Source organism: Pseudomonas sp. WS 5027 (assembly GCF_012985695.1).
In the GTDB taxonomy this organism is placed as follows: domain Bacteria; phylum Pseudomonadota; class Gammaproteobacteria; order Pseudomonadales; family Pseudomonadaceae; genus Aquipseudomonas; species Aquipseudomonas hygromyciniae.
The window spans coordinates 201,414-227,415 of record NZ_JAAQWU010000003.1 but is presented as its reverse complement, the minus strand read 5'-3'; the positions used below and the strand labels follow the sequence as shown (position 1 = coordinate 227,415).

Below are 26,002 nucleotides of genomic sequence, written 5' to 3'. Positions count from 1 at the left end.
TTTATCTCAGGGCTGCAGGGCGATTTCGATCAGTTCATGCAGTTCTTCGACCCGCATCGGCGCGGCGCCAAACAGAATCCGAAACACCGTCGGCGCCGCCAGCAGATTGATCAGCCGATCTACGCTGGGCAATGCCTGGCCGCTAGCCTGGTAACGATCCAGGATCACCTGCAACTGCCCACCCAGAATCGTCACGCAGTACCCCGGTGTCTGGCTGCACTGCACATCGCGCATCATGTTGCGCCCCGGTTCCGAACTCATCTCGTCCAGGTACTGCTCGGCCCAGGCTTGCAGGTCGCCGCGCAGGGTGCCGGTGTTGGCCGGCTCGCTGTCCGGGCGCATGCGCGCCAAGGCGACGTCGGCGAGCAGGGCGGCGAGGTCGCCCCAGCGCCGGTAAATGGTCGACGGCGTGACCCCTGCACGTGCGGCGATTTGCGGCACGGTCACGCTGGCGCGCTCTTGCTCTTGTAGCAACTGGCGCACCGCCGAATGAACTGATTCTTGTACCCGGGCACTACGGCCCCCCGGGCGAAGGCCTTCTTTAATCGCCATGCCAAAACCTTAACACAAAGAATTTGCTTTAAGCGCGACCCAGTAGCACACTGCACAAAAGCAAAATATTAGCTTTAGCGGAGCGTGCCCATGCCCAGCGTCACTTCTCACCGTTCCAGCCTGGTGTTCCTGGCGATCACCTTGCTGACGTTTCTCGCCGCCTCCAGCGCGCCGACGCCGTTGTATCACCTTTACCAGGAGGGCCTGCAGTTTTCCGCCGGCATCTTGACCCTGATCTTCGGCGTCTATGCCTTGAGCCTGCTGGCGGCCTTGTTGACCGTCGGTTCGCTTTCGGATCACCTGGGGCGCAAGCCGGTGATCTTTGTCGCGCTGATCCTGAATATGCTGGCGATGCTGCTGTTTATCCATGCAGACAGTGTCGCCTGGCTGATCGCTGCCCGCACCTTGCAGGGTTTCGCCACGGGCATGGCCACCGCCGTACTCGGTACCGCCTTGTTGGATACCGACCGCCTGCAGGGCCCGCTGGTCAACAGTGTCGCGCCGTTGCTGGGCATGGCTTGTGGCGCCATGGGCAGCAGTTTACTGGTGGAGTTCGCGCCGCTGCCGACCCAGTTGATCTATTGGGCCTTGTTCGCGCTGATGTTGTTGCAGAGCCTGTATGTCTGGCGTCTGCCGGAAAGCGTCAGCCCGATCCCTGGCGCGCTCGCCTCGCTATGGCCGACCCTGCATGTGCCGCCCCAGGCGCGTCGGGCCTTGTGGCTGTCGCTGCCGGTGGATATCGCCGTGTGGGCCATGGGCGGTTTCTATTTGTCGCTGGCGCCGTCGCTGGTAAGGGCGGCGACCGGGTCGACATCCAACCTGATCGGTGGCGGCCTGGTCGCGGTGTTGACCTTGAGCGGTGCGGTGATGATTTTCAGCCTGCGCAATCGCCCGGCAGACAAGGTACTGCGCCTGGGGGCCGGTCTGTTGGCCGGGGGCGTCGCACTGATCCTTGGTGCGGTCCACAGCGCTAGCCTGAGCTTGTTTTTCTTCGCCACGCTGGTGGCCGGCAGCGGATTTGGTGCAGGTTTTCTCGGCGCGCTGCGCAGCGTAGTCCCCCTGGCCTTGCCCCATGAACGGGCGGGGTTGATGTCGGCGTTTTACGTACTCAGTTACCTGGCGTTCTGCCTGCCGACCGCTGTTGGCGGGCAACCTGACCCGCAGTTTTGGTTTGATCGCTACCACTGACGGCTACGGTGCAGTGCTGATCGTATTGTCGCTCGGGGCCTTGATTGGCTTGATAAAGCAAGTATCGGCCAAGGCTGAATATAGGTAAAACAGATAACAGTTAGAGATATTACCCGTTATATAGATATTCGTTGTGCTTCTATCATGGGCTCAACCTCATAAGAGGAAGAGGATTGAACCATGACCTGCCCCAATAGCATTGCCACAAGTTACAAGCCGTTCAGCCACCTGGCGGGCCCCAGGGAGGTGATTCGCCAGTTCACCCCCAACTGGTTCGCCGCTACCATGGGCACCGGCGTGCTGGCGTTGGCTCTGGCGCAATTGCCGGTGCAACTGCCGGGTGTCTATGCCGTCGCCGAAGGGCTGTGGCTGCTGACGATATTCCTGTTTGTGTTGTTCAGCGCCTTGTACGCCGCGCGCTGGGTGATGTTCTACGACGAAGCGCGGCGAATTTTCGGACACTCCACGGTCTCGATGTTCTTCGGCACCATCCCCATGGGCCTGGCAACCATCATCAACGGCCTGCTGCTGTTTGGCCTGCCGCGCTGGGGCGAGGGCGTGGTGCAATTGGCCGAAGCCTTGTGGTGGCTGGACGTGGCCATGGCCCTAGCGTGCGGGGTGTTGATCCCGTTCATGATGTTTACCCGCCAGGAACACAGCATCGACCAGATGACCGCCGTTTGGCTGCTGCCAGTGGTGGCGGCCGAAGTCGCCGCCGCCAGTGGTGGCCTGCTGGCGCCGCACCTCGTCGACGCCCATTCGCAACTGGTGATGCTGGTGACCAGCTACGTGCTCTGGGCATTTTCCCTGCCAGTTGCATTCAGCATTCTGACGATCCTGATGCTGCGCATGGCCCTGCACAAGCTGCCCCACGCCAATATGGCCGCGTCGAGCTGGCTGGCCCTTGGCCCGATCGGCACCGGTGCTCTGGGTATGTTGCTGCTGGGCCAGGACGCGCCGGCCATCTTCGCCGCCAATGGTTTTGCCGGGATCGGTGAGATTGCCGCAGGCCTGGGGCTGGTGGCCGGGATCACCTTGTGGGGCCTGGGGCTGTGGTGGATGTTGATCGCGGTGCTGATCACCCTGCGTTACCTGCGCGCCGGTATTCCATTCAACCTGGGCTGGTGGGGCTTTACCTTCCCGTTGGGGGTGTATGCCCTGACCACCTTGAAACTGGGCAGCACCTTGCACCTGGCATTTTTCAGCGTGACCGGTAGCGTGCTGGTCGCCGCCCTGGCGCTGATGTGGCTGGTTGTCAGCAAGCGCACGGTGCAGGGTGCCTATAAAGGCGAGCTGTTTGTTTCACCGTGCATTGCAGGATTGGGGAATAAGTAAGCAGGATTAGGTAAAGTCGTGGCCTGAAAAATCAATAAAGCCTTCAGGCCACGCAGGAACACGGACGATGAGTCACCCCTCGCAATTCACCTTGCTGCGCAAACGGCGCTTTCTGCCGTTCTTCATCACCCAGTCCCTGGGCGCGTTCAACGACAATATCTTCAAGCAGTCGTTGATCCTCGCCATTCTCTACAAGCTGGCCATCGAGGGCGACCGCTCGATCTGGGTCAACCTCTGCGCGTTGTTGTTTATCCTGCCATTCTTCCTGTTCTCGGCTCTGGCCGGGCAGTTTGGCGAGAAATTCAACAAGGATGCGTTGATCCGCGCGATCAAGATCGGCGAGATCGTGATCATGGCCGTGGGCGCCGTGGGCTTTATGACCAACCACTTGGAACTGATGCTGCTGGCGCTGTTTGCCATGGGCACGCACTCGGCGCTGTTTGGCCCGGTGAAGTACTCGATCATGCCGCAAGCCTTGCACGAAGAGGAATTGGTCGGCGGTAACGGCCTGGTGGAGATGGGCACGTTCCTGGCCATTCTCGCCGGGACCATCGGGGCCGGGGTCATGATGTCCTCTACCGACTACGCGCCTGTGGTCTCCACCGCGATTGTGGTGATTGCGCTCCTGGGCTACCTGGCCAGCCGGGGTATCCCACGCGCAGCGGCGTCCAGTCCAGAGATGCGCCTGGACTGGAACATCTTCAGCCAATCCTGGGCCACCTTGCGCCTGGGCCTGGGACAAACGCCGGCCGTGTCGCGCTCGATTGTCGGCAACTCGTGGTTCTGGTTTGTCGGGGCGATCTACCTCACGCAAATCCCGGCCTACGCCAAGGAGTGGCTGTATGGCGATGAGACTGTCGTCACCCTGATCCTCACGGTGTTCTCGGTCGGTATCGCGTTGGGCTCGATGCTTTGCGAGAAACTTTCCGGGCGGAAGGTGGAAATCGGCCTGGTGCCCTTCGGATCGTTCGGCCTGACGGTGTTTGGCCTGTTGCTGTGGTGGCATTCCGGCGGCTTCCCTCAAAACGTCCAGGCCAATGACTGGCTGACGGTGTTGAGTTACAGCCAGGCGTGGTGGGTGTTGATCGATATCCTTGGCCTGGGGGTGTTTGGCGGTTTCTATATCGTGCCGCTGTATGCCTTGATCCAGTCACGCACGGCTGAAAACGAACGGGCGCGGGTGATTGCCGCCAATAACATTCTCAATGCGCTGTTCATGGTGGTCTCGGCGATTGTCACCATCGTGCTGTTGAGCGTGGCCAAGCTGTCGATCCCTGAGCTGTTCCTGGTGGTGTCGCTGCTTAATATCGCGGTCAACACCTACATCTTCAGGATCGTGCCCGAGTTCACCATGCGTTTCATGATCTGGCTGCTTGGCCACTCCATGTACCGCGTGGAGCATCGCGACCTGCAACACATCCCGGACGAAGGCGCGGCGTTGCTGGTGTGCAACCATGTGTCGTTTGTCGATGCATTGCTGATTGGTGGCGCGGTGCGTCGGCCGATTCGCTTTGTGATGTATTACAAGATCTACCGTTTGCCGGTGCTCAACTTTATCTTTCGCACGGCAGGGACGATTCCGATTGCCGGGCGCCATGAAGACCTGGAGATCTACGAAAAGGCCTTCCAGCGTATCAGCCAATACCTGAAGGACGGCGAGTTGGTATGCATCTTCCCGGAAGGCAAATTGACCGCCGACGGTGAGATGAACGAGTTCAAGAGCGGGGTGACGCGGATACTCGAAGAAACCCCGGTGCCGGTGATTCCCATGGCGTTGCAGGGGTTGTGGGGGAGCTTTTTCAGCCGCGATCCGAACAAGGGCATCTTTCACCGGATCTGGTCGCGGGTAACGTTGGTGGCGGGGCCGCCGTTGACGGTGGAGCAGGCGACGCCAGAAGCCTTGCAGGAACAGGTTGGGGCGTTGCGGGGGAGTGTCAGGTAGGGTTTTCGGATTTAAGGGCCTCATCGCAGGCAAGTCGACGATTCGACTTGCCTGCGATAGCGTTAGTGGCTTAAGCGCTGATCTTGAGACCGATCAGCCCGGCAATGATCAGCGCTACGCTGGCCAGCCGGAACAGCGCCATGGACTCCCCAAACAGGATAATCCCGGCAATCACCGTGCCCACTGCACCGACCCCAGTCCAGATGGCATAGGCGGTACCCAGCGGCAATTCCTTCATGGCCAGCCCCAGCAGGCCGAGGCTGACGGCCATGGCCGCAATCGTCAGGGCGGTGGGTAGCGGCTTGCTGAAACCGTCGGTGTATTTCAGGCCGACGGCCCAGCCAACTTCAAACAGTCCAGCGAAAAACAGAATGACCCAGGACATAAAGACCTTCCTTTTAGAAGTGGGGTCGTCCCCGGATTGAATGCTCAAACGCGTCGCGGGGTCGTCCCCGCGAAGGTTGGTAGAGTGCCGAAAAGCCAGGACCCGATCAAGTTTCGGCGAGGGCCTTGCGATCTTCCTTCTCGCTCATCCGGCGGAAATACGTCGACAACAACGCCCCGGAAATATTGTGCCAGACACTGAACAGCGCACTGGGCACCGCCGCCAGCGGCGAGAAGTGCGCACTGGCCAGTGCGGCCCCCAGCCCCGAGTTCTGCATGCCTACTTCCAGCGCCAGGGACTTGCGTTGAGCCAGCGGCAGCTTGAACACGCGGGCGGTGAAGTAACCGAGCAAGTAGCCGAAGCTGTTGTGCAGCATCACCACCGCCATGATCAGCAGGCCCGATTCGGCAATCTTCGCCTGGCTCGCCGCGACCACGGCCGCGACGATAATCACGATGCTGACCACTGAGATCAGCGGCAACACCTCGATGGCATGCCGCACGCGCTCACCCAGCAGACGTTGCGCCAATACACCCAGCACGATAGGCAGCAACACCATTTGCAGGATCGACCAGAACAGCTCCATGAACGACACCGGTAGCCATGCCGAAGCCAGCAGCCAGATCAGCATCGGCGTCAGCAGCGGGGCGAGGAGGGTGGTGATCGAAGAGATGGCCACTGACAGCGCCAAGTCGCCACGGCCCAGCCAAGTCATGACGTTGGAAGAGGTGCCGCTAGGACAGCAGCCAACCAGAATAACGCCGACGGCGATTTCCGCTGGCAAGTTGAAGGTCTGGCACAGCAGCCAGGCCACGCTGGGCATGATCACAAATTGCGCGACCACGCCCAGGGCCACCCGCCATGGATGGCGCGAGACCTCGGCGAAATCTTCAACTTTGAGGGTCAGGCCCATGCCAAACATCACCAGGCCCAGCAGCGGCACAATGGCGCTTTTCAGGCCGATAAACCAGCTGGGCTGAAGGAACGCGACCACGGCAAAGATCAGCACCCAGTAGGCGAAGGTATTGCCGACGAAACGGCTCAAGGCGGCGAGTGCGCGCATGGTGATGTCCTTATTATTAGAGTGCTGGGAGTGGGTACCCAATCAACTGTAGGAGCTGGCTTGCCTGCGATGGCGGTGGATCAGCCGACAACTTTACAACTGACCTGCCGCTTTCGCAGGCAAGCCAGCTCCTACATTGAGTGTGCGCGTTTAGATACCTTGCGGGGTCTCTTCACCGCCCAATGCTTCCACCAACGCCGGCAGGAAGTCGCCAAAGGTCAGCATCATCAGGGTGAAGCTGGCATCCAGTTGGCCCAAGGCTTCGTCGCCGCCGTCCTGTTCGGCCTGGTCTTGCAGCAGGTCTTCGAACTTCAGGCGCTTGACGGTCATTTTGTCGTCGAGCATGAACGACAGCTTGTCCTGCCAGGCCAGAGACAGCTGGGTCACGACTTTGCCGGTGCTCAGGTGCAGCTGGATTTCTTCGCCGGTCAGGTCCTGGCGCTTGCAGCGCACGATGCCGCCGTCTTCGTGGGTGTCGCGCAGTTCGCATTCGTCGAGGACGAAGAAGTCATCGGCTGGCTTCTGGGTGGTAACCCAGTCGGTCATGATGGCGGTTGGCGCGGTTTTTACGGTCAGTGGACGTACCGGCAGGGTGCCGATCACTTCACGCAGGGTCGACAGCAAGTCTTCGGCGCGCTTGGGGCTGGCCGAATTCACCAGGATCAGGCCCTGTTTAGGCGCGATGGCAGCAAAGGTCGACGAACGACGGATAAAGGCGCGTGGCAGGAAGGCCTGGATGATTTCATCCTTGATCTGGTCCCGTTCCTTTTTGTAGACCTTGCGCATTTGCTCGGCTTCGATCTCTTCGACCTTTTCCTTTACTGCATCACGCACCACGCTGCCCGGCAGGATACGTTCTTCCTTGCGCGCAGCGATCAGCAGGAAGTCGCCGCTGACGTGCACCAGGGGCGCGTCTTCACCTTTGCCAAAAGGCGCGACGAAACCGTAAGTGGTCAACTCCTGGCTTGCACAAGGGCGCGCCGGTTTGGTGGCCATTGCAGTTTCCAACGCCTCGGCATCAACAGGCAGATCTTGGGTCAGGCGATAGATAAGCAGGTTCTTGAACCACATGGGGTGAGTCTCTCCTTTATACAAAGTGGGGCATTATTCTCTTGATAAGGCCTGAGGCCAACCCTGCCTAAGCCATTGGAAGGGCTGAAAAAAAAGATTTAAGAAAGTGCTTGCCAGACTTATGGTCGCTCCGTAGAATGCGCGCCACACCGAAACGAAGGGTGATTAGCTCAGCTGGGAGAGCATCTGCCTTACAAGCAGAGGGTCGGCGGTTCGATCCCGTCATCACCCACCATTCGCTTCATGTGTTACGCGCAGCGGTAGTTCAGTCGGTTAGAATACCGGCCTGTCACGCCGGGGGTCGCGGGTTCGAGTCCCGTCCGCTGCGCCATATTCGGTAACTTGGAACACTGAACGCCAGGTCACCACAAGAAGCCCGCTCATTGAGCGGGCTTTTTGCTGTCAGGGGTTTGCCTTTGTGCTTTTGTAGGAGCGAGCTTGCTCGCGAAGAACCTGAGGGCGCTGTGTTTATTCAGGATGCTCGCGTTATCGTTGGCGATTTTCGCGAGCAAGCTCGCTCCTACAGGGATTGCGTTAAAAAACGCCCCCGGTCATTGCCGATGACCGGGGGCGTTTTTTATTGGGCGCTTAGAAATCCCAGCGCGTGGTGACCATGAAGTTGCGCGGTTCACCATAGGCGGCAGAGTTATAGAAGCCGATATTGGTGTAGTAGGACTTGTCGAAGATGTTATTGACGTTCAGCGTCGCCGAGAGGTTCTTGGTGACCTGGTAGCGGGTCATCAGGTCCACCAGCCAGTAGGCTTCCTGGGAGAATTCCTCATACCCGCCATGTGGGTTGTTGTAGATATCCTGCCATCCCACGCTCTGCCAGCGCACGCCGCCGCCGACGGTCAATTTGTCGAGGTCGCCCTTGAGTTTGTAGGTGGTGTACAGCTTGACCTGGTCTTCTGGCTCGAACGTGGAAATCTTCACATCTTTGTCATCGCGCACGATCTTGTGGGTATAGCCCGCCTGCAATTGCCAGCCGGGGGCAATCTCGCCGGACATTTCCACTTCGTAGCCCTTGGTCACCGCCTTGCTGCTTTTATAGGCGTAGTTGGACGGGATTGGCGTCTGGTTGTTGTACTCATCATCGGACAGCGCACGATTGGACTCGTGGATTTCAAAGTACGCCGCACTGGCGTTTACCCGGCCGTCGAGGAAGTCGGCTTTCACCCCAAATTCCCAGTTCTGGCCTTCATCCGGCTCAAGCAGCTTGTTATCGCGGTCGCGGTTGTAGTTTTCCTGGGGCATGAAGATATCGGTATAGCTGGCATACACCGAGTAGGTGTCGTTCAGGTCGTAGACAGCACCGACATACGGCACGAAGCGCCCGGATTCACGATAGTTGGGGTTGTAGCCCGTGACCTGGTAATTGACCACCCGACCGCCCAGCAGCAGCTTCAGGTCATCGGCCAGGTTCAGGCGCGTGGTCACATAGGCGCCGGTCTGGCGCACGGTGTCGTCGGTCAGGGATTGGGCGTTACCCCAGTCCGGGATGGTCGCGTGGCCATGCCAGTTATTGAAGTCGACGATGTTGGGGCTGAGGTTCCAATAGCCTTTACCTTTCCACTGCGAAGCGCTGATGGATCCGCCCAGCACCAGTTCATGTTCGCGGCCGCCCAGGCTGAACGGGCCACTGACGTACAGGTCGGCGGAATCGCTGACCGTTTCCCCGGTGTATTTGCCCGAGGTCAACTGTGCGGTGCCGTCCGGCTGTGGCTGGTCGCCCTGGATCGAGCCCATCAGCGCGTGGTAACCGTTGATCTTGTGGTCCAGTTGCAGCTTGGTCACCCAGCCGTCACCCAGGTCATGTTCGAGCATGGCGAACACGGTGCGGGTGTATTGCTCCCAGCTGCTCCATTGGGCGGCGTTGTTGAACGAGCGCTTGACCTTGTTGCGCTCGCCCTTGGAGTTGATCAGCGGGAAGCTGCCTGACCAGGAAGAGCCCTTGGGCAACGTGTCCTGGTAATCGCCGCCGACGGTCAGCAGGGTGTCCGGCGACAGGTCGAACTCCATGATGCCGTAGTACGTCGGGCTCTTGCGCGAGTAGTGGTCCATGAACGAATGCTTGTCCTGGTAGGCCGCGACCGCCCGGCCGCGCACATTGCCGCTGTCGGTCAACGGGCCGCTGACGTCCAGTTCGCTGCGGTAGTTGTCCCAGGAACCGGCGCCGAGGGTGGCGTGCCCCTGGAAGTCGGCGGTGGGCTTCTTGCGCACCAGGTTGATTGTCGCGCCCAGGGAGCCCGCGCCGGTGAGCAGGCCGGTGGCACCCTTGAGCACTTCGACGCGGTCATAGATCGCCATGTCGCTCAGGGTGTTGCCCGCCGAATAGGCAACGTTGCGCGCCGTCGAAGGAATGCCGTCGTACTGGAAATTATTGATCGAAAAACCACGGGCGTAGTAGTTGCTGCGTTCGCTGTCGAAGGCCGACACGGTGATGCCCGGGGTATGGCGCATCACATCGTCGACGTTGTTCAGGCCGAAGTCATCCATGTGCTGGCGCGTAACAACGCTGACGGACTGCGGGGTTTCCTTGGGGGTCAGCACCAGGCGCGTGGCGGTGGCGATGCTGCCGGGCGTGTACGAGCCGTTGTCTTCGGTGACGTTACCCAGCTGGTTGCCGGTGACTTGGGTCGGGCCCAGTTCCATGGTGCCGTTGCTGGCAGCGGGCGCAGGTTGCAGTGCATAGACTTGGTTGCCCTTTACCGCGATGTAGCCGCTGCCTTGCAGCAACCGGTCGAAACCATCCTGGATTCCGTAGTTGCCTTGCAAACCCGGACCCTTGAGGCCTTCCAGTTCCCGGGACTGGAACACAATCGCCACGCCTGCCTGCTGGGCAAAGCGGTTGAGCGAGCTGCCCAGTGGCCCGGCGGGAATGTTGTAAGCCTGGGCGGCAGTGCTTGGTATATCCGCCTGGGCCAGGTTGACGTGCAAGGCGCCAACGGTGGCGGCGAGCATGGCCAGGGAAAACGGTGCGCTTCTGAGCAGGCCAAAGCGCCCACGCGGGTAGGAAGGGGTGTGCATGGTGAAGGCAATCCTTTAGGTGTCGAATTACCTTGCTTGACGGGCAGCTGCGTAAAAACCGGAAGCAAATGCGAATAATTATTTATTGGCGGTGTTGGTCGGGTTCACGATGACCAGCCAAGGGGTATAGGTTTGCACCGTTATCGGTAGGGTTTGCGCCAGCAGTTGCAGGGCATGGTCGCTGTCGTCCAGAGGAATCACGGCCGACACCCGCAGGCTTTGCAAGGCGGCACGATCAAACTGCAGGCGGCCCGCACGATGCCGGGCGATTTCATCCAGTACCTCGGGCAATGGCCGGTTTTCCACCACCAGTTGATGGCGGCGCCAGGCTTCATTGATGCCCGCTGGGTCAATGCTACCGGTCAGGCGGACGCTGTTGGTAATGATCAGGGCCTGGGAACCAGCGGCGACTTCCAGGCTCTGCCGGGCATCGGCGCTGTGGGCTGCCACGCGCGATTCGAGCATGCTCAGCACGGTGCTATCGCCCTCGCGCTTGACCACAAACCGCGTGCCCAGCGCGCGCATGCTGCCTTGGGCGGTCTGTACGATAAACGGTCGTGCCTGATCGTGGGCCACTTCCACCAGGATTTCGCCTTGCAGCAGTTCGATGCGCCGTTGCGTGGCGTCGAAATGCAGGTTGGCCGCACTGATGCCATTGAGGCTCAATGCCGAACCGTCGGCCAGGCGCAGGGTCTGCCACTGGCCGGGGCCGTTTTGCACATCGGCCATCCAGCGCTGCGGATACGGGCTGACCAGCAGCGCCGCCGCCGGCACCGCCAGGCTGCATGCCAGCAACAGGCTGCGCACTGCGCTTTTGCTGCGGCGCGATGGCTTATTGGCGAACGCCGCATTCAGCGCCGCCCGTGCCGGGGACTTTTCCCCGCGCAGGGCCTGCATCCGCGCAATCACCGCTTCCATGCGTGCAGCGGCTGCGGCGTAGTGTGGGCCTTGTTGTTTCCAACGCTCGAACGCCAGGCGCTGGGCTTGGCTCAGCTCACCTTCATGCAGGCGCAGCATCCACTCGGCGGCCTGTTCTTCGATCTGTTGGGCGTCGGGCATGGTTGGCTCAGGTGTCCATACTATGGCCGCAATGCACCAGGGCCTGGATCAGATATTTGCGTACCGTGCGCTCCGAGAGCTTGAGTTGCCGGGCGATCTGCTGTTGGGTCAGTTCTTCAAGGTAATAGAGCACAAAGGCCTGGCGCGAATACTCATGCATGCCTTCGAGAATAAACGCGATCTGTTCCAGGGCTTCAAGGGTCGTGTTGATCTGCTCCGGCGACTGGAACCCCTCAAGCGCGTCCACCGTCAGCGCCAGTTCTTGCAGATAGGCCTGTTCAATCTGTTTGCGCCGGGCCTGGTCGATGATCAGCCGCCGCGCGGTGGTGCTCAAGTAGGCCCTGGGTTCGCGGATCGTCGCCACCGATTCACGGGTGTTGAGGATGCGCGTGAATGTGTCCTGTGCCAGGTCGGCAGCGTTTTGCCGGCAGCCCAGCTTGCGCCGCAGCCAGGTGAGTAGCCAGCCATGATGTTCGCTGTAGAGCTGGGTTATTTCCCGTTGGAATGGCGGTTCACCCACAGACATAGGCGTGGCCCAGGTGTTATTGAGAATAGTTTCTAATTGTGGGCCCAGGGCTGGGTAAACGCAATGGACTCGCGTTTACCCGCTACAAGCGCCGGTTTTCCAGGGGGTACGCTGCCGGCGAAAAGATATTTCAAATAAATTGCATTTAAATCAACACATTGCGAAATTTTCGTATATGATGCGCCCCGCACCGAACGTAAAGGGTGATTAGCTCAGCTGGGAGAGCATCTGCCTTACAAGCAGAGGGTCGGCGGTTCGATCCCGTCATCACCCACCATTACGTCCAATGCTACGCGCAGCGGTAGTTCAGTCGGTTAGAATACCGGCCTGTCACGCCGGGGGTCGCGGGTTCGAGTCCCGTCCGCTGCGCCATATTCGGTAACCTGGAACGCTGAACGCCAGGTCACCACGCAAAGCCCGCTCATTGAGCGGGCTTTTTTGTGCCTGGGATTTGCTGTTCTACAGCCCCACCAGCCGGTAACCCACCTGCAATTCGGTAATGAAGTACTGCGGCTGCGTGGGGTCCACCTCCAGTTTTTGCCGCAAGTGCGCCATATGCACCCGTAGATAATGGGCGCGGTCGACGTAATCCAGGCCCCACACTTCCAGCAGCAGTTGCCGGTGCGTCAGTACCCGGTTCTGGCCGCGAATCATCGCGCAGAGCAAGCGGTACTCGATGGGCGTCAAGTGCACCGGTTGTCCTGAGCGCCACACTTGATGGGTTGCCAGGTCGACGGCAATCTCGCCAAACGCCACCTTACTGGTCGCCACCACGGTGCCGGTGTGCCCATGCCGGCGCAGTTGGGCGCGGATGCGTGCGAGCAACTCGGGCACGCCAAACGGCTTGGTCAGGTAGTCATCGGCGCCTGCGTCCAGGGCGGCGACTTTTTCTTCTTCACGGTCTCGCGCCGACAGCACCAGGATCGGCACCGCCAGCCAGCCGCGCAGTTCGCTGATCAGTTGCTTGCCATCGCTGTCCGGCAAGCCGAGGTCGACAATCACCAGGTCCGGCTGACGGCTGGCGGCATGAATCAGCGCACGCTTGACGCTGTCGGCCTCGAATACCTGAAAGCCTTCATCTTGCAGGGCAATACGCACAAAGCGGCGGATATTGGCCTCGTCTTCAACGATCAGAATGCGTGCAGTGCTCATAAGGTTTCCATGGCCGGCGGGGTGCCTGCCGGTAGTGTGATGGTGAAATGCATACCGCCCGTGTGGCCAGGGTTGGCTTGGATACGCCCGCCGTGGGCCTCGACGATGCGCTTGACCAGCGCCAGGCCCAGGCCGATGCCGGCCACGGACGATTCCTGCTGGCCGCGGGTGAAGGGTTCAAACAGGTTGGCCGGCGCGTGACCGGGGCCGGTGTCGCTGACCTGCAGCACAATGTGCTCGCCGGCCTGGCTGGCGGCCACGCAGATGCTGGTGCCCGGGGGGGTGTATTTGGCGGCGTTGTCCAGCAGGTTGACCAGTACCCGCTCGATCAGCAGCGCGTCGACTTCCACCAGCGGCAACTGCGCGTCGAGCGCGGTGTGTACGCGGTGTTGCGCCAGGGGCTCGCGCAATTGGCGCAGGGCGCTGCCGACGATTTCTTCCAGCGAATGCCATTGGCGGTTCAGGCGCACCCCGCGCTCTTGCAGGCGCGCCATGTCCAACAGGTTTTCGATCAGGCGCTGCATGGACGTAGCCTGTTCGTGGATGCCCTGCAGCAACTCGCTCAGTGGTCCTGGCGAGGCATGGGGCAGGGCGGTCTCGGCAGCGCCGATCAGGGTGGTCAATGGCGTGCGCAGGTCGTGGGAAATCGCTGCGAGCAGGGTGTTGCGCATTTTCTCGCCTTCCATCTGCACCAGGGTGCTTTGCGCCACTTCGACGAAATGCACGCGCTCCAAGGCAATCGCCAACTGGCTCATGCAGGCTTCCAGCAGGCGGCGTTCCTGCGGGTCGTTCAAGCGTTCGCGCTGTGCCAGTTCCAGCACCAGCACACCGCGCACGCGCATCGGCGCCTTGAGCGGCAAGTAGCAGCCCTTGGCCGCCGACAGGGTGTCGGTGCCATGGCCGGCGGGTTGGCCGTGGTCGTAGGTCCATTGCGCGATGCTGTCGTCGATCGGCAGCCCATCGGCGCTCACGCCGTGTACGCCATCGGCGGCATCCGGCAGGGCCAGGCCGACCCGTGCTTCGAAGACGCCACTGAAGGTGCGCAGTGCGACTTCACTGATTTGCTCCACCGTCAGCGCCGCCGACAGGTCGCGGGCCAGGCGCGCCAGGGAGGTTGCGCGGCGTTCCCGTGCGGCGGCGGTGCGTGCTTCGTGGCGCAGGCGCGCGGTGAGTTGGCCGGTGATCAGCGCAATGCCGAGCATCAACGCAAAGGTGAAGAAATACTGAGTATCGGTAACGGCGAATGAATAGCGCGGCAGGACGAAAAAGAAGTCGAAACACAGCACCGCGAGCATCGCCGCCCACACGCCGGGGCCGCGTCCAAAGCGCAGCGCGACCAGCACCACCGTGAGCAAAAACAGCATCACCACGTTGGCCAGGTCGAACACCTGCAGCAGCAGGGCGGCGACGGCGCTGGTGGCCAGACAGGCCAGGCTGGTCCAGACGTAGGCCAGTCGAGTGCCGGGCAATGGCACGGTTTTTTCGCGCGCGGCGGGTTTGCCCGGTAGCAGGCCGTGGGCAATCACGATCTGATCGATTTGCGGATGGTGGCGACTGATCCGGTCACTGACCGACTGATGCCAGAACCGCCACCGACGGCGCGGATGATGGCCGAGCATCAGGCGATTGGCGTTGTGCTCGCGGGCACAGTCCACCAGGGCTTGGGCAACGTCCATCCCCGGCAGTGTGGCCGTATCGGCACCGAACTCTTCGGCCAGGGCCAGGGTTTTCATCGCGTTCAAGTAGCGCCTGGCGCCGCGCCCTTGGGCCGAGGCGACATGGACCACAATCCAGTCGGCTTCCAGTTTTTGCGCCAGGCGCGCTGCTTCACGCACCAGGCGTTCATCGCCGGCCTCACCGGCTACGCCGACCAACAGCCGTTCGCGGGCCGGCCACAGGGTCTTGATCGATTGTTCGCGGCGGTACACACGCATCTGCGTGTCGACCCGGTCGGCCGTGCGTCGCAGGGCCAGCTCACGCAGCGCCAGCAGGTTGCCCTTGCGGAAAAAATGCCGTGACGCACGCGCCGCCGCTGGGCCCAGGTACACCTTGCCGTCCTTGAGGCGTTGCAGTAGATCGTCGGGCGGCAGGTCGATCACCACCACTTCGTGAGCGTCGTCGAACACATGGTCCGGCACCGTTTCGCGCACGCGGATGCCGATGATCCCGCTGACCAGGTCATTCAGGCTTTCCAGGTGCTGGACATTGAGCGTGGTCCAGACATCGATGCCGGCGCTGAGCAGTTCTTCCACGTCTTGCCAGCGTTTGGGGTGACGCGAGCCGGGCACATTGCTGTGGGCCAGTTCGTCCACCAGCACGATGGCCGGGTGGCGTAGCAGCGCGGCGTCGAGGTCAAATTCGGTCAGGGCGAATTCACGGTGCAGGTGCTGGGCGCGGGGCAGTTGTTCGAGGCCGTGGAGCAACTCGGCGGTGTCCTGGCGGCCGTGGGTTTCCACCACGCCGGCCAGCACGTCGCGGCCCAGGCCGGCTTCGCGGCGCGCCGCTGCAAGCATCGCGCAGGTCTTGCCCACACCGGCGTTGGAGCCAAAGTAGATACGCAATTTGCCGCGCAAGGCGGCCTGTTCTTCTTGTTGGACCCGAGCCAGCAGAGCGTCGGGGTCGGGGCGTTCGTCGTTTAAGGCGGGCATGTCATTCCTCTGGTTGTCTGTAGGAGCGAGCGTGCTCGCGAAAAACCTGATGGCGCCGCTGGGTGTCAGGTTTTTCGCGTTTTCGTTAACGCCCTTCGCGAGCAAGCTCGCTCCTACAGTGGGTGGAGCGTTACACGAGGCCCAATCCCGTCAGCAGCATGTCGATCAGCTTGATCCCGGCAAACGGCACCAGCACTCCGCCCAGGCCATAGATCAGCAGGTTGCGGTTGAGCAGGGCCGCCGCGCCGATTGCGCGGTAAGTCACGCCGCGCAGGGCCAGGGGGATCAGCGCGACAATGATCAGGGCGTTGAAAATCACCGCGCTGAGAATCGCCGAGTTGGGGCTGCTCAGTTGCATCACGTTCAAGGCACCGAGCTGGGGATAGGTCGCGACAAACGCCGCCGGGATGATTGCAAAGTACTTGGCCACGTCATTGGCCACGCTGAAGGTGGTGAGGGCGCCGCGGGTCATCAGCATCTGTTTGCCCACCTCGACCACTTCGATCAGCTTGGTCGGGTTGCTGTCGAGGTCGACCATATTGCCGGCCTCCTTGGCAGCCTGGGTGCCGCTGTTCATCGCCACCGCCACGTCGGCCTGGGCCAGCGCCGGCGCGTCGTTGGTGCCATCGCCGGTCATGGCCACGAGCTTGCCCTTGGCCTGGTAGTCGCGGATCAATTGCAGTTTGTCTTCCGGGCGGGCCTCGGCAAGGAAGTCATCCACGCCGGCCTCCACCGCAATGGCGGCGGCGGTCAGGCGGTTGTCGCCGGTGATCATCACGGTCTTGATGCCCATGCGCCGCAGCTCGGCGAAGCGTTCCTTGATGCCGCCTTTGACCACGTCCTTGAGCTCCACCACACCCAGCGCCGTAGCGCCGTCGCTGACGACTAGCGGCGTACTTCCACGCCGCGAGACCTCATCGACCTTGGCCTGCAACGCCGCCGGAAAACTCCCGCCCAAGGCCTCGACATGGCGGCGAATCGCGTCCGCTGCACCCTTGCGAATCGCCCGGCCTGCCGGCAGGTCGACGCCGCTCATGCGGGTTTGCGCGGTGAAGTGCACAAAGCTTGCGCCCAGTTGGTTGATGTCCCGCGCGCGAATGTCGAACTTCTGCTTGGCCAGCACCACGATGCTGCGGCCTTCCGGGGTTTCATCGGCCAGGGAGGCCAATTGCGCGGCATCCGCCAAGTCGGCCTCTTTGATCCCCGGCGCCGGCAAAAAGCTGCTGGCCTGACGGTTGCCCAAGGTGATGGTGCCGGTCTTGTCCAGCAGCAACACATCGACGTCACCCGCCGCCTCGACCGCCCGCCCGGAGGTGGCGATGACATTGGCCGACATCATCCGGCTCATGCCCGCCACGCCGATGGCCGAGAGCAGGCCGCCGATGGTGGTGGGGATCAGGCACACCAGCAAAGCCACCAGTACCGTGGCGCTGACCACGCTACCGCTGCCGCTCATGACCACGGCGAAGATCGAGTAGGGGCTCAGCGTGGCGATCACCAGCAGGAACAACAGAGTCAGGCCCACCAGCAGGATGGTCAGGGCCACTTCGTTCGGGGTTTTCTGGCGCTTGGCCGATTCGACCATTGAGATCATGCGGTCCAGAAACGACTCCCCGGGATTAACGCTGATGCGCACCACCAGCCAGTCCGACAGCACGCGTGTGCCGCCGGTGACCGAGGAAAAATCGCCACCGGACTCGCGAATCACTGGCGCCGATTCGCCGGTGATTGCGCTTTCATCCACCGACGCTACGCCCTCGATCACGATGCCATCGAGTGGCACCAGGTCACCGGCCTCGATCAACACCACCTGATCCTTGCGCAGCAGCGACGCTTCGGTCGGCAGCCATGGCGCACCGTGCTTGGGATGTTGCAGCAGCTTGGCCAGCGTCTGGCGTTTCATCCCGCGCAGGCTGGCGGCCTGGGCGCGGCTGCGACCCTCGGCCAAGGCTTCGGCGAAGTTGGCAAACAGCACGGTAAACCACAGCCACAAGGTGATGCTGAGGATAAAACCGCTGGGCGCTTCACCCTGGCCGCCGAGGGACTGGAACCACAGCAGGGTGGTAAGGATGCTGCCCAGGTAAACCACGAACATCACCGGGTTTTTCCATTGCGCCTGGGGCAGCAGTTTCTTCAGTGCATCGCCGCACGCGGTGAGTACGATGGCGCGATCAAACAGAGGTAAACGAGCATTCTTCATAAGGGCAATCTCTTACTCACTGGCCGCAATAGGAGGCGATGGCAGGCGGTCGTCCAGCGCAAGGTTGAGTTGCAACACGTTGACCCGTGGCTCGCCGAGCAGGCCCAGAGTGCGTGCGCTGGTGTGCTGGTTGACCAGTTGCAGCAGCTCGGCTTCGGGGATCTGCCGCAGGCGCGCGACCCGTGGCAGTTGCAGGCGCGCATTGGCCACTGAGATGTGCGGGTCGAGGCCCGAGGCGGAAGCGGTGACCGCGTCCACCGGCACTTGGGCGTCGGCGGGCAGGCCGTTGGCCAGGCGATAGGCCTGCACGCGTGCGGCCACCTGGTCCACCAGTTTCTGGCTGGTCGGCCCCAGGTTGCTGGCGCCGCTGGAACCGGCGTTGTAGGGCTGCGACACGCTTTTGCTTGGGTCTTGCGGATCGGCGCCCAGGGTCATGCTTGGACGGCCATGGAAGTATTGCGGCCGAGTGAAGTGCTGGCCAATCAGGGTCGAGCCCATGGCCAGGCCATCGCGCTCAATCAGCGAGCCGCGGGCCTGGAACGGGAACATCAACTGCGCGGTCACGGTGGTGAACGCCGGGTAGGCGAACCCCGTCAGCAGCATGAAAAACACCGCCGAAACCAGTACCGGGCGCAACAGCCCTTTGAATATCGATTGAGTCGTCATCTAGGTGTCCTCAGTTGTACGTCTGGCCGGACAGCAACTGCAGTTGCTCCACCAGCGGGCCGAGCGCAAGCGCTGGCAAAAAGGTCAGGCCGCCGACCACCAGCACCACGAACACCACCAGCAGCATGAACAGCGGGGTCGCGGTGGGGATGGTGCCGGCACCGGCCGGTACGGTCTTTTTCATCGCCAGGGAGCCGGCCACGGCCAGCATCGGCAGCATGGTGAAGAAGCGCCCGATCAACATCGCCAGGCCAATGGTGGTGTTGAAAAACGGCGTGTTGGCGTTCAAGCCGGCAAAGGCCGAGCCGTTGTTGGCGGTGCCAGAGGTGTAGGCGTACAACACCTCGCTGAATCCATGGGGGCCGATGTTGTTGAGGCTGGCCATGGTGTCGGGCCACAGGGCGGCGAGGGCGGTGAAGCCCAGGATGCTGATGGGGTGCGCGAGCACCGAGAGCATCACCAGCTTGATCTCCCGCGCTTCGATTTTCTTGCCGAGGAACTCCGGGCTGCGACCAATCATCATGCCCACCAGGAACACCGTCAGCAGGGCGTACTGGATCAGGTTGATAAAGCCCACGCCGTCGCCGCCGAACACGCAGTTGAGCATCATCTGCGCCAGGGGCACGAAGCCGCCCATGGGGGTCAGCGAGTCGTGCATGGTGTTGACCGAGCCGGTGGTTGCCGCCGTGGTGGTGGCGACGAACAGGCTGCTGTCGGCAATGCCGAAGCGCAGTTCCTTGCCTTCCATGTTGCCGCCGCTGTGTTCAATCGACAGGGTCTGGTTGGCGCCGGCCTGGGTCAGCAGCGGGTTGCCGCTTTGCTCGGCGCCGTAGACCAGGGCGAGGAAGCCGATGAACATCACCAGAAAGGTGCCGAAAAACACCCAGCCCTGACGACGTTGCAACAGCATGCTGCCGAAGGTGTAGGTCAACGCCGAAGGGATCAGCAACATGCTGAGGATGTGCAGGATGTTGGTCAGCGGCGTCGGGTTTTCGAACGGGTGCGCGGCGTTCATGCTGAAGAAACCGCCGCCGTTGGTGCCGATGTGCTTGATCGACTCAAAGCTGGCCACTGCGCCAACAATCAACTGTTGCTGGGCCCCTTCCAGGGTGGTGACCAGGGCCTGGGAGGCGAAGGTCTGTGGCATGCCCTGCCAGACATAAACCAGGGCCATGCCTACGCATAACGGCAACATCACGCGGTACAGCGTGCGAGTGAAGTCGACCCAGAAGTTGCCGATATCGCCCGAACTGGAGCGGCTCAGGCCCCGAATGAAACCGGCCGCCGCGACCACGCCAGAGGTGGCACCGACGAACATCAGAAAGGTAATGACCGCCATTTGGCTGAAGTTCGACAGGCTGCTCTCGCCCGAGTACGCCTGCCAGTTGGTGTTGGTGATAAAGGACACGGCGGTGTTGAATGCCAGGTCCGGCGATTGTGCGGTCAGCCCCAGCGGGTTGAGCGGCATGACCGCTTGCAGGCGCAGCACCAGATAGCCCAGCAGCATCATCGCCGCGTTCGACAACAACAGCGCCGAACCGAAGCGGGCCCAGCCCATGGTTTCCTGTGGGTCGATGCCCAGCAGGCGGTAGGTATAACGTTCCGGCAAGGCATGGTGGGTCCCGGTGAATACCCGGGCCAGCCATTTGCCCATCAGTACGGCGAGTCCCGTCATTACCCCCAGGACCAGCGTAAATTCCAGCAGCGTGCTTAACATGTCGTGGCTCCGTTCAAATCTTGCCCATGGCGACAATGGCCATGGCAGTCGCAACAAAAAACACCAGGGAAAGACTGATAAACATCAGGTCGTACATGGCCAGCTCCCTAGAATTTTTCTGCGCGAATAAGGGCGTAGCCCAAGTAAACGAACAGCCCCACGGCGCATAAGCCGCTGGCGATATAAATGAACGTAAGTGTGAGCACGGTGTAACTCCCCTGAGTGAATAAGCCGCAACTGCGGACGCGGGGAGGTTAATCCCTGGGGTATCAAGCTCAGGCACTGATTACGCGCAGCGGTATTAAGACGGTATATAGAAAAAATTCTGCCGGGCGCACGAAAAAAAGGGATAGCCCGCCGCCCGGGTATCCCTTTAAACACTGGGGTGTTGCTGATGTTAACGACCTGCTTATTTAGTTTTATTTTTCTTCTCGCTGCGGGTAGCGAGGTGTTCGAAGCAAAACGCGGCAGTACCGAAGAGCGCAATCATTGACAGGACGATCATGCCTAAAGTTGAACTTTCCACGATGATTTCCTACGGGTGTTGGGGTAGGAAGTGACGGTAGAGTGTTTGCACTTAGTTGCTCAATAGAGGCGACGTAAACGTTATGGCGAATAGACGATTTATATGAACTCTTTACGCCCCACGCCGCTTCTGATCAGCCATGACCTGACGGAATACCCCTATGCCTATTGGTCGATTGCACCGCAACCGGCGCCCACGTTTATCTATACCCACGCGAAGACTTCAAGGTGGGCGGCCACGGTGCCTGCTTTCTAACAATGGCCTGCAAAGGCAATAAAAATAGTCTGTCTGGGGAAGCGCACGAGATGAAATACCCATTGCGTCCTTTGGTCTTCTGGCCAACCTTTTTGATTCTGCTGGCGGCGGTAATCGCCAGCTACCTTGACCTCAAGGCATTTCTGGCCGTAAGCAAACAGCTTAATACGGTGATCCTGCAGAATTTTTCCTGGCTGTTCAGTGCCGGCTCTTTCGCCATGGTGGGGCTTACGGCCATTGTGTATTTTTCGCCCCTGGGCAAGGTGCGCATTGGTGGGGAGGGCGCCACGCCTCTGTTGAGTAAATGGCGTTGGTTCATGGTCGCGCTCTGCACCACCCTGGCGGTGGGAGTGTTGTTCTGGACCACCGCCGAGCCGCTCTACCACCTGTATTCGCCGCCCAGCAGCCTGCCGATCGAAGCAGGCAGCGCGGCAGCCAAGAGCTTTGCCCTGTCGACAATGTTCCTGCACTGGACGATCACGCCCTACGCGATTTACCTGGTGCCGTCCTTGGTCTTTGCCTTGATGTTCTACAACCTGCGCAGCCATTTCTCGATTGGCGCCATGTTGCAACCCTTGCTCGGCGCCCAGCGAGTCAAGCGGTATGCCGGGTTGATCGACACCCTGGCGATGTTCGCCCTGGTGGCCGGCATGGCCTCGTCCCTGGGCACCGGTGCACTGACCTTGGCCGGTGGCTTGAGCCAGTACATCGGCGGTGAGACCACGCCCTTGCGCCTGGCCCTGATCATCGCGGTGATCGTCTTCACCTTTGTCGCCTCGGCCGCCAGCGGCTTGCAACGCGGCATCGTCATGCTGTCGTCGTTCAATACCTGGATCATGTTGGCCCTGGGCGCGTTTGTATTGTTGTGTGGGCCAACCCTGTACATCTTCAGCCTGGGCGTCGAGTCCCTGGGGGTCTACCTCGACACCTTCTTCAGCCGCAGCCTGTCCACCGGTGCCGCCAGTGGCGACAGCTGGCCGCAGAGCTGGACGGTGTTCTACTGGTCGGTATGGTTCGCCTGGGCCCCGGTGAGTGCGCTGTTCCTCGGCAAGATCGGCCGGGGCTATACGGTGCGCGAATTTATCCATATCAACATGCTGTACCCGGCGCTGTTCACCGCGCTGTGGATCTGCATCTTCTCCGGCAGCAGCCTGTACTTCGATGCCCTTGGCGACGGCAGCTTGAACCGCGTGCTCAACGAGCAAGGCGTGGAGCATGTGCTGTACCAGATGTTCCAGCAGTTGCCGGCCAGCGGCCTGATGATCGCGTTTTTGCTGTTTGTCGCATTTATCTCATTCGTCACCGCCGCCGACTCCAGCACCGACGTGATCGCCAACCTGTGCAGCAAGGGCGTCACCGCCGATTCGGACCTGGATGGCAACCCGCTGCTGAAGATTGTCTGGGGCGTGATCATCGGCACGGTGTCCTGGGTCATGGTGGCCTTTGTCGGTATCGACGGGGTGAAGATGCTCTCCAACCTCGGCGGCCTGCCGGGAATGATCCTGGTACTGCTGGCCAGCACCTCGTTGATCTACTGGTTGAAGAACCCCGCGTTGCTGGACGTAAAAGCCCCTGCAGTACACCTCGCCCCTGGCCCGCGTGGTGCCAGCCCGATGGCGGATTTTGCCCGCTGACTTGCCTCTATCTTGTTGGAGTTACCCATGGAAATCGTCACCGAATTTGCCTACAAGGTTCGGGAAATCGAACACTGCCTGATCCCCATGAGCGACGGCACGCAACTGGCAGCCCGTATCTGGTTGCCTGAAACCCCCGGCGAACAGGCCTTCCCGGCGATCCTCGAATACCTGCCCTATCGCAAGCGCGATGGCACGGCGGTGCGCGATGCGTTGACCCATCCGTGGATGGCGGGGCAGGGCTATGTCTGTGTGCGGGTCGATATGCGTGGCAACGGTGAATCCCAGGGCTTGATGGCCGATGAGTACCTGTTGCAGGAGCAGGATGACGCCCTCGAAGTGATCGCCTGGCTGTGCCAACAACCCTGGTGCGACGGCAACCTGGGAATGATGGGCATCTCCTGGGGCGGCTTCAACAGCCTGCAAGTCGCGGCGCGCCAGCCCGAGGCGCTGAAGGCGATCATCACCCTGTGCTCCACCGATGACCGCTTTGCCGATGACATCCATTACAAGGGCGGCAACCTGCTGCTGGAGAACTTCGGCTGGGCCGCGACCATGCTCAACTTCAGCGCGGCGGTGCCGGACCCGCTGCTGGTCGGTGATGCATGGAGAACCCAGTGGCAGCAACGCCTGGACGCCATGCCGCTGCTGGCCGAGACCTGGTTGCAACACCAGACCCGCGATGCCTACTGGCGTCACGGTTCGGTCTGCGAGGATTACTCGGCGATCAAGGCGGCGGTGTACGCCGTAGGCGGTTGGGGCGATGCCTACAAGAATGCGGTGCCGCGCCTGATGGAAAACCTGCCGGGGCCGAAGAAAGCCATGATCGGCCCGTGGATCCACAAGTACCCGCATTTCGCCGTGCCCAACCCGGCCATCGGGTTCCTGCAGGAGGCCAAGCGCTGGTGGGACCACTGGCTCAAAGGCGTGGATAACGGAGTGATGGACGACGCAGCCTGCACCTTTTACCTACAGGATGTGTTGGCACCCAAGGGCAGTTATGCCGAACGCCCAGGTATCTGGGTGCAGACTGCGGGCTGGCCTGATGCCCAGGTGCAATGGACCGACTACAGCCTGAACGACCAGGGGCTGAGCCCCGGCCAGCAGGCGCTGGGCCGCCCGCGCAGTATCTGTTCGCCACTCACCACCGGCCTGCACCAGGGCGAGTACTGCGCCATCTGGTTTGGCCCCGATGGCCCGACCGATCAGCGTCGCGACGATGCGCAGTCGCTGTGCTTCGACTCCCAGCCACTGACCGAGCCCCTGGCGCTGCTGGGGGATGTGCGCTTGCAGTTGCGTTTGGCCAGCGATACCGCCTGCGGGCAACTGGTGGCGCGGCTGAATGCCGTGGCGCCGGATGGCCAAGTCACGCAGATCACCTACGGCGTTCTCAACCTTGCCCTACGTGAAGATTTCTCTCGTCTGACGCCACCCGTGCCGGGCGAGCCGATGGATGTGCAACTGTGCCTGGACCATGTCGGCACGCGGGTGCCGGCCGGCCACCGCCTGCGGCTGGCCCTGAGTACCGCAAGTTTCCCGTTGCTGTGGCCCAGCCGTGAGCTGACCACCCTGACTGTGCTGCCTGCCCTGCAACGTGTGCAATTGCCGATCTTCAGCGGCGCGGCCGTGCCATGCCCCTTCGAGGCCCCACAAGCGGCTACCCCGGCCGCGCTGCAAGTGCTGCGGGCGGCTGCGCCGAAACGCACCTTGATCGAGGACGTGGGCAGTGGCGAAGTCTGCGTAAAAATCGAGGACGACCTGGGCGCCGTGCGCTTTACCGAGCATGGCTTGGCGGTGGATCAGCGCTGCACCGAGCACTATCGCACCTTGCCCTGGGATCCGTTGTCGACCCAGGCCGATATCCACTGGCACTACCGCGTCGAGCGCGGGCAGTGGTCGGTGACGGTCGATAGCCGCCTGCATGTGCACGCCGACGCCCAATGGTTTTATATCGAGGCGCAGCAGCAGGCACAGGAAAACGGGGTGCAGGTGCATGACAGAACCTGGCGCAAACGTGTCGAGCGGGTCGCGTTGTGAGTGGGCAAATGGCAGGATGTTTGCCCACCTGATCAGCCACGGACCCTTGCATGTCGCGCCGAAACGTCGATCTTCCACCGCTCAATTGTTTGCAGACGTTTGAAGCGGCCGCCCGTCATTTGAGCTTTACCCAGGCGGCCCACGAACTGAACCTGACCCAAAGCGCGGTGAGCCGGCAGATCAAACGCCTGGAGGAAGATCTGGCGCGACCACTGTTTTATCGGTTGGCGCTGGGATTGAGTTTGACCCCGGCCGGCGTGCGCTACTTTCGCACCATCCAGCGCCTGCTGCGCGAACTGGACCGTGAGTCTGCGGAACTGCGCCGGCGCGGCGCCGATCGCCAACTGACCCTGGCCAGCACGCCGACCATCAGTTCCATCTGGCTCGCCGCGCTGCTGCCGGCCTTCCAGCGTGAACACCCGGAGTTGGATATCCGCATCTTGTGCAGTGAAAGCCCGAGTCATCTGGATGTAAGCGAATATGATCTGGGCCTGTTCTATCACCTTGACGAGTTGCCCGCGCCCCTTGGCCTGGAACTCACCCCGGTGTTTGCCAGTGAGCAGGTCATCGCCGTGTGCAGCCCCGGCTACATAGAGCGTCATGGCGCGATACGCGATGCCCAACACCTGCTACACAGCCATACCCTGTTGATTGTCGAAGACCACTATCACGACTGGCTGACCTGGACCGACTGGTTCGCCGATATCGGCGCGCACTACCACACGCCCCGTCACGCCTTGCGCACCAACAGCTATCAGTTGCTGATGCAATCGGCAGTGATGGGACATGGCGTGGCCCTGGGCTGGAAGTGTTTGCTCGAAGGCGAGCTGGCGGCCGGACGCCTGCAACTGGCCTTGCCCCATCACATGCACAGTCGTGGCCGCCTGCAACTGATGCAACCGCAACACCGCAACCCGCCCGCTGCGGTGCGCAGCTTTCAGCACTGGCTGCTGACGAGCACCGTGGGAGCGGGCTTGCCCGCGATGGTCGTTAACGATAACGCTGGGTGACTGACACCC

19 protein-coding genes, 4 tRNA genes and 2 pseudogenes are annotated in these 26,002 nt (G+C 61.5%); 11 read left to right on the top strand and 14 right to left on the bottom strand.

Annotation, left to right across the window (positions count from 1 at the left end):
* Positions 1 to 6: 6 nt before the first annotated feature.
* On the bottom strand, positions 7 to 552 hold the full coding sequence (locus HBO09_RS06060; RefSeq protein WP_169994251.1) for a TetR/AcrR family transcriptional regulator: 546 nt from the start codon (positions 550 to 552) through the stop codon (positions 7 to 9).
* Between the two features lie 90 nt (positions 553 to 642).
* On the opposite strand from HBO09_RS06060, the pseudogene HBO09_RS06055 reads away from it, so the two are divergent.
* From HBO09_RS06055 to HBO09_RS06045, 3 genes and pseudogenes are all read left to right on the top strand, one after another.
* A pseudogene (locus tag HBO09_RS06055) lies at positions 643 to 1,828 on the top strand (MFS transporter).
* A gap of 92 nt (positions 1,829 to 1,920) precedes the next feature.
* Positions 1,921 to 3,075, top strand: coding sequence for a TDT family transporter (locus tag HBO09_RS06050; protein ID WP_169994248.1), 1,155 nt, complete (start codon positions 1,921 to 1,923; stop codon positions 3,073 to 3,075).
* 67 nt (positions 3,076 to 3,142) lie between these two features.
* Complete coding sequence (locus HBO09_RS06045; RefSeq protein WP_169994246.1) at positions 3,143 to 5,017, top strand: MFS transporter; 1,875 nt, start codon at positions 3,143 to 3,145, stop codon at positions 5,015 to 5,017.
* Between the two features lie 70 nt (positions 5,018 to 5,087).
* On the opposite strand, the gene sugE is transcribed toward HBO09_RS06045, so the two are convergent.
* The 3 genes from sugE to rdgC form a co-directional block, all read right to left on the bottom strand.
* Entirely contained in the window at positions 5,088 to 5,402 is a 315-nt protein-coding gene (sugE, locus tag HBO09_RS06040) for a quaternary ammonium compound efflux SMR transporter SugE (protein WP_065943540.1), read from the bottom strand.
* Between the two features lie 106 nt (positions 5,403 to 5,508).
* The gene (locus tag HBO09_RS06035; RefSeq protein ID WP_169994242.1) at positions 5,509 to 6,465 is read right to left on the bottom strand and encodes a bile acid:sodium symporter family protein; all 957 of its coding nucleotides are present in this window, start codon (positions 6,463 to 6,465) and stop codon (positions 5,509 to 5,511) included.
* A gap of 150 nt (positions 6,466 to 6,615) precedes the next feature.
* Entirely contained in the window at positions 6,616 to 7,536 is a 921-nt protein-coding gene (gene rdgC, locus HBO09_RS06030) for a recombination-associated protein RdgC (protein WP_169994239.1), read from the bottom strand.
* 159 nt (positions 7,537 to 7,695) lie between these two features.
* Here rdgC and HBO09_RS06025 point away from each other — a divergent pair.
* A tRNA-Val gene (locus HBO09_RS06025) sits at positions 7,696 to 7,771 on the top strand.
* Positions 7,772 to 7,790: 19 nt separating this feature from the next.
* Positions 7,791 to 7,867: transfer RNA gene (locus HBO09_RS06020), tRNA-Asp, on the top strand.
* 94 nt (positions 7,868 to 7,961) lie between these two features.
* Here the strand turns inward: HBO09_RS06020 and HBO09_RS28805 are convergent.
* The 4 genes and pseudogenes from HBO09_RS28805 to HBO09_RS06005 all read right to left on the bottom strand — a co-directional run.
* Positions 7,962 to 8,048, bottom strand: a pseudogene (locus HBO09_RS28805) (outer membrane lipoprotein carrier protein LolA); the annotation flags it as partial.
* A gap of 76 nt (positions 8,049 to 8,124) precedes the next feature.
* Positions 8,125 to 10,563 carry a TonB-dependent siderophore receptor gene (locus HBO09_RS06015; RefSeq protein ID WP_169994237.1) on the bottom strand — a complete coding sequence of 813 codons (2,439 nt, stop codon included), beginning with the start codon at positions 10,561 to 10,563 and terminating at the stop codon, positions 8,125 to 8,127.
* 78 nt (positions 10,564 to 10,641) lie between these two features.
* Positions 10,642 to 11,622 (bottom strand): FecR family protein, encoded by a 981-nt coding sequence (locus tag HBO09_RS06010; RefSeq protein WP_169994234.1) that lies wholly within the window; start codon positions 11,620 to 11,622, stop codon positions 10,642 to 10,644.
* Between the two features lie 7 nt (positions 11,623 to 11,629).
* Complete coding sequence (locus tag HBO09_RS06005; protein ID WP_169994229.1) at positions 11,630 to 12,148, bottom strand: sigma-70 family RNA polymerase sigma factor; 519 nt, start codon at positions 12,146 to 12,148, stop codon at positions 11,630 to 11,632.
* A 201-nt stretch (positions 12,149 to 12,349) separates the two neighbouring features.
* On the opposite strand from HBO09_RS06005, the gene HBO09_RS06000 reads away from it, so the two are divergent.
* Together HBO09_RS06000 and HBO09_RS05995 are read left to right on the top strand one after the other, a co-directional pair.
* Positions 12,350 to 12,425, top strand: a tRNA-Val gene (locus HBO09_RS06000).
* Positions 12,426 to 12,443: 18 nt separating this feature from the next.
* Positions 12,444 to 12,520 (top strand) — tRNA-Asp (locus tag HBO09_RS05995).
* Positions 12,521 to 12,607: 87 nt separating this feature from the next.
* On the opposite strand, the gene HBO09_RS05990 is transcribed toward HBO09_RS05995, so the two are convergent.
* The 6 genes from HBO09_RS05990 to kdpF form a co-directional block, all read right to left on the bottom strand.
* A complete protein-coding gene (locus HBO09_RS05990) occupies positions 12,608 to 13,300 on the bottom strand; it encodes a response regulator (RefSeq protein WP_169994225.1) in 693 nt (230 codons plus the stop codon).
* Entirely contained in the window at positions 13,297 to 15,948 is a 2,652-nt protein-coding gene (locus tag HBO09_RS05985; protein ID WP_169994222.1) for a sensor histidine kinase KdpD, read from the bottom strand. The genes HBO09_RS05990 and HBO09_RS05985 overlap by 4 nt, the downstream gene beginning before the upstream one ends.
* Positions 15,949 to 16,078: 130 nt before the next feature.
* Positions 16,079 to 18,148: a potassium-transporting ATPase subunit KdpB gene (kdpB, locus tag HBO09_RS05980; protein ID WP_169994220.1), complete on the bottom strand. Its 2,070-nt coding sequence runs from the start codon at positions 18,146 to 18,148 to the stop codon at positions 16,079 to 16,081.
* A 12-nt stretch (positions 18,149 to 18,160) separates the two neighbouring features.
* Positions 18,161 to 18,814, bottom strand: coding sequence for a K(+)-transporting ATPase subunit C (gene kdpC / locus HBO09_RS05975; protein WP_169994217.1), 654 nt, complete (start codon positions 18,812 to 18,814; stop codon positions 18,161 to 18,163).
* 10 nt (positions 18,815 to 18,824) lie between these two features.
* On the bottom strand, positions 18,825 to 20,531 hold the full coding sequence (gene kdpA / locus HBO09_RS05970; RefSeq protein WP_104911897.1) for a potassium-transporting ATPase subunit KdpA: 1,707 nt from the start codon (positions 20,529 to 20,531) through the stop codon (positions 18,825 to 18,827).
* A gap of 107 nt (positions 20,532 to 20,638) precedes the next feature.
* Positions 20,639 to 20,737: a K(+)-transporting ATPase subunit F gene (gene kdpF / locus HBO09_RS05965; RefSeq protein ID WP_076964610.1), complete on the bottom strand. Its 99-nt coding sequence runs from the start codon at positions 20,735 to 20,737 to the stop codon at positions 20,639 to 20,641.
* Positions 20,738 to 21,159: 422 nt separating this feature from the next.
* Here kdpF and HBO09_RS05960 point away from each other — a divergent pair, with 422 nt between their 5' ends.
* The 4 genes from HBO09_RS05960 to HBO09_RS05945 are packed head-to-tail and all read left to right on the top strand — an operon-like array spanning position 21,160 to position 25,993.
* A complete protein-coding gene (locus HBO09_RS05960) occupies positions 21,160 to 21,312 on the top strand; it encodes a hypothetical protein (RefSeq protein WP_169994214.1) in 153 nt (50 codons plus the stop codon).
* A 50-nt stretch (positions 21,313 to 21,362) separates the two neighbouring features.
* Positions 21,363 to 22,946: a BCCT family transporter gene (locus tag HBO09_RS05955; protein ID WP_169994211.1), complete on the top strand. Its 1,584-nt coding sequence runs from the start codon at positions 21,363 to 21,365 to the stop codon at positions 22,944 to 22,946.
* 27 nt (positions 22,947 to 22,973) lie between these two features.
* The gene (locus HBO09_RS05950; protein WP_169994209.1) at positions 22,974 to 24,983 is read left to right on the top strand and encodes a CocE/NonD family hydrolase; all 2,010 of its coding nucleotides are present in this window, start codon (positions 22,974 to 22,976) and stop codon (positions 24,981 to 24,983) included.
* A 50-nt stretch (positions 24,984 to 25,033) separates the two neighbouring features.
* A complete protein-coding gene (locus HBO09_RS05945; protein ID WP_169994206.1) occupies positions 25,034 to 25,993 on the top strand; it encodes a LysR substrate-binding domain-containing protein in 960 nt (319 codons plus the stop codon).
* Positions 25,994 to 26,002 lie beyond the last annotated feature (9 nt).

Bases quoted from the DNA above. Each gene is read 5' to 3' on its own strand.
- HBO09_RS06060 (WP_169994251.1), bottom strand. From the start codon at position 552: ATGGCGATTAAAGAAGGCCTTCGCCCGGGGGGCCGTAGTGCCCGGGTA.
- HBO09_RS06050 (WP_169994248.1), top strand. From the start codon at position 1,921: ATGACCTGCCCCAATAGCATTGCCACAAGTTACAAGCCGTTCAGCCAC.
- HBO09_RS06045 (WP_169994246.1), top strand. From the start codon at position 3,143: ATGAGTCACCCCTCGCAATTCACCTTGCTGCGCAAACGGCGCTTTCTG.
- sugE (WP_065943540.1), bottom strand. From the start codon at position 5,402: ATGTCCTGGGTCATTCTGTTTTTCGCTGGACTGTTTGAAGTTGGCTGG.
- HBO09_RS06035 (WP_169994242.1), bottom strand. From the start codon at position 6,465: ATGCGCGCACTCGCCGCCTTGAGCCGTTTCGTCGGCAATACCTTCGCC.
- rdgC (WP_169994239.1), bottom strand. From the start codon at position 7,536: ATGTGGTTCAAGAACCTGCTTATCTATCGCCTGACCCAAGATCTGCCT.
- HBO09_RS06015 (WP_169994237.1), bottom strand. From the start codon at position 10,563: ATGCACACCCCTTCCTACCCGCGTGGGCGCTTTGGCCTGCTCAGAAGC.
- HBO09_RS06010 (WP_169994234.1), bottom strand. From the start codon at position 11,622: ATGCCCGACGCCCAACAGATCGAAGAACAGGCCGCCGAGTGGATGCTG.
- HBO09_RS06005 (WP_169994229.1), bottom strand. From the start codon at position 12,148: ATGTCTGTGGGTGAACCGCCATTCCAACGGGAAATAACCCAGCTCTAC.
- HBO09_RS05990 (WP_169994225.1), bottom strand. From the start codon at position 13,300: ATGAGCACTGCACGCATTCTGATCGTTGAAGACGAGGCCAATATCCGC.
- HBO09_RS05985 (WP_169994222.1), bottom strand. From the start codon at position 15,948: ATGCCCGCCTTAAACGACGAACGCCCCGACCCCGACGCTCTGCTGGCT.
- kdpB (WP_169994220.1), bottom strand. From the start codon at position 18,148: ATGAAGAATGCTCGTTTACCTCTGTTTGATCGCGCCATCGTACTCACC.
- kdpC (WP_169994217.1), bottom strand. From the start codon at position 18,814: ATGACGACTCAATCGATATTCAAAGGGCTGTTGCGCCCGGTACTGGTT.
- kdpA (WP_104911897.1), bottom strand. From the start codon at position 20,531: ATGTTAAGCACGCTGCTGGAATTTACGCTGGTCCTGGGGGTAATGACG.
- HBO09_RS05960 (WP_169994214.1), top strand. From the start codon at position 21,160: ATGAACTCTTTACGCCCCACGCCGCTTCTGATCAGCCATGACCTGACG.
- HBO09_RS05955 (WP_169994211.1), top strand. From the start codon at position 21,363: ATGAAATACCCATTGCGTCCTTTGGTCTTCTGGCCAACCTTTTTGATT.
- HBO09_RS05950 (WP_169994209.1), top strand. From the start codon at position 22,974: ATGGAAATCGTCACCGAATTTGCCTACAAGGTTCGGGAAATCGAACAC.
- HBO09_RS05945 (WP_169994206.1), top strand. From the start codon at position 25,034: ATGTCGCGCCGAAACGTCGATCTTCCACCGCTCAATTGTTTGCAGACG.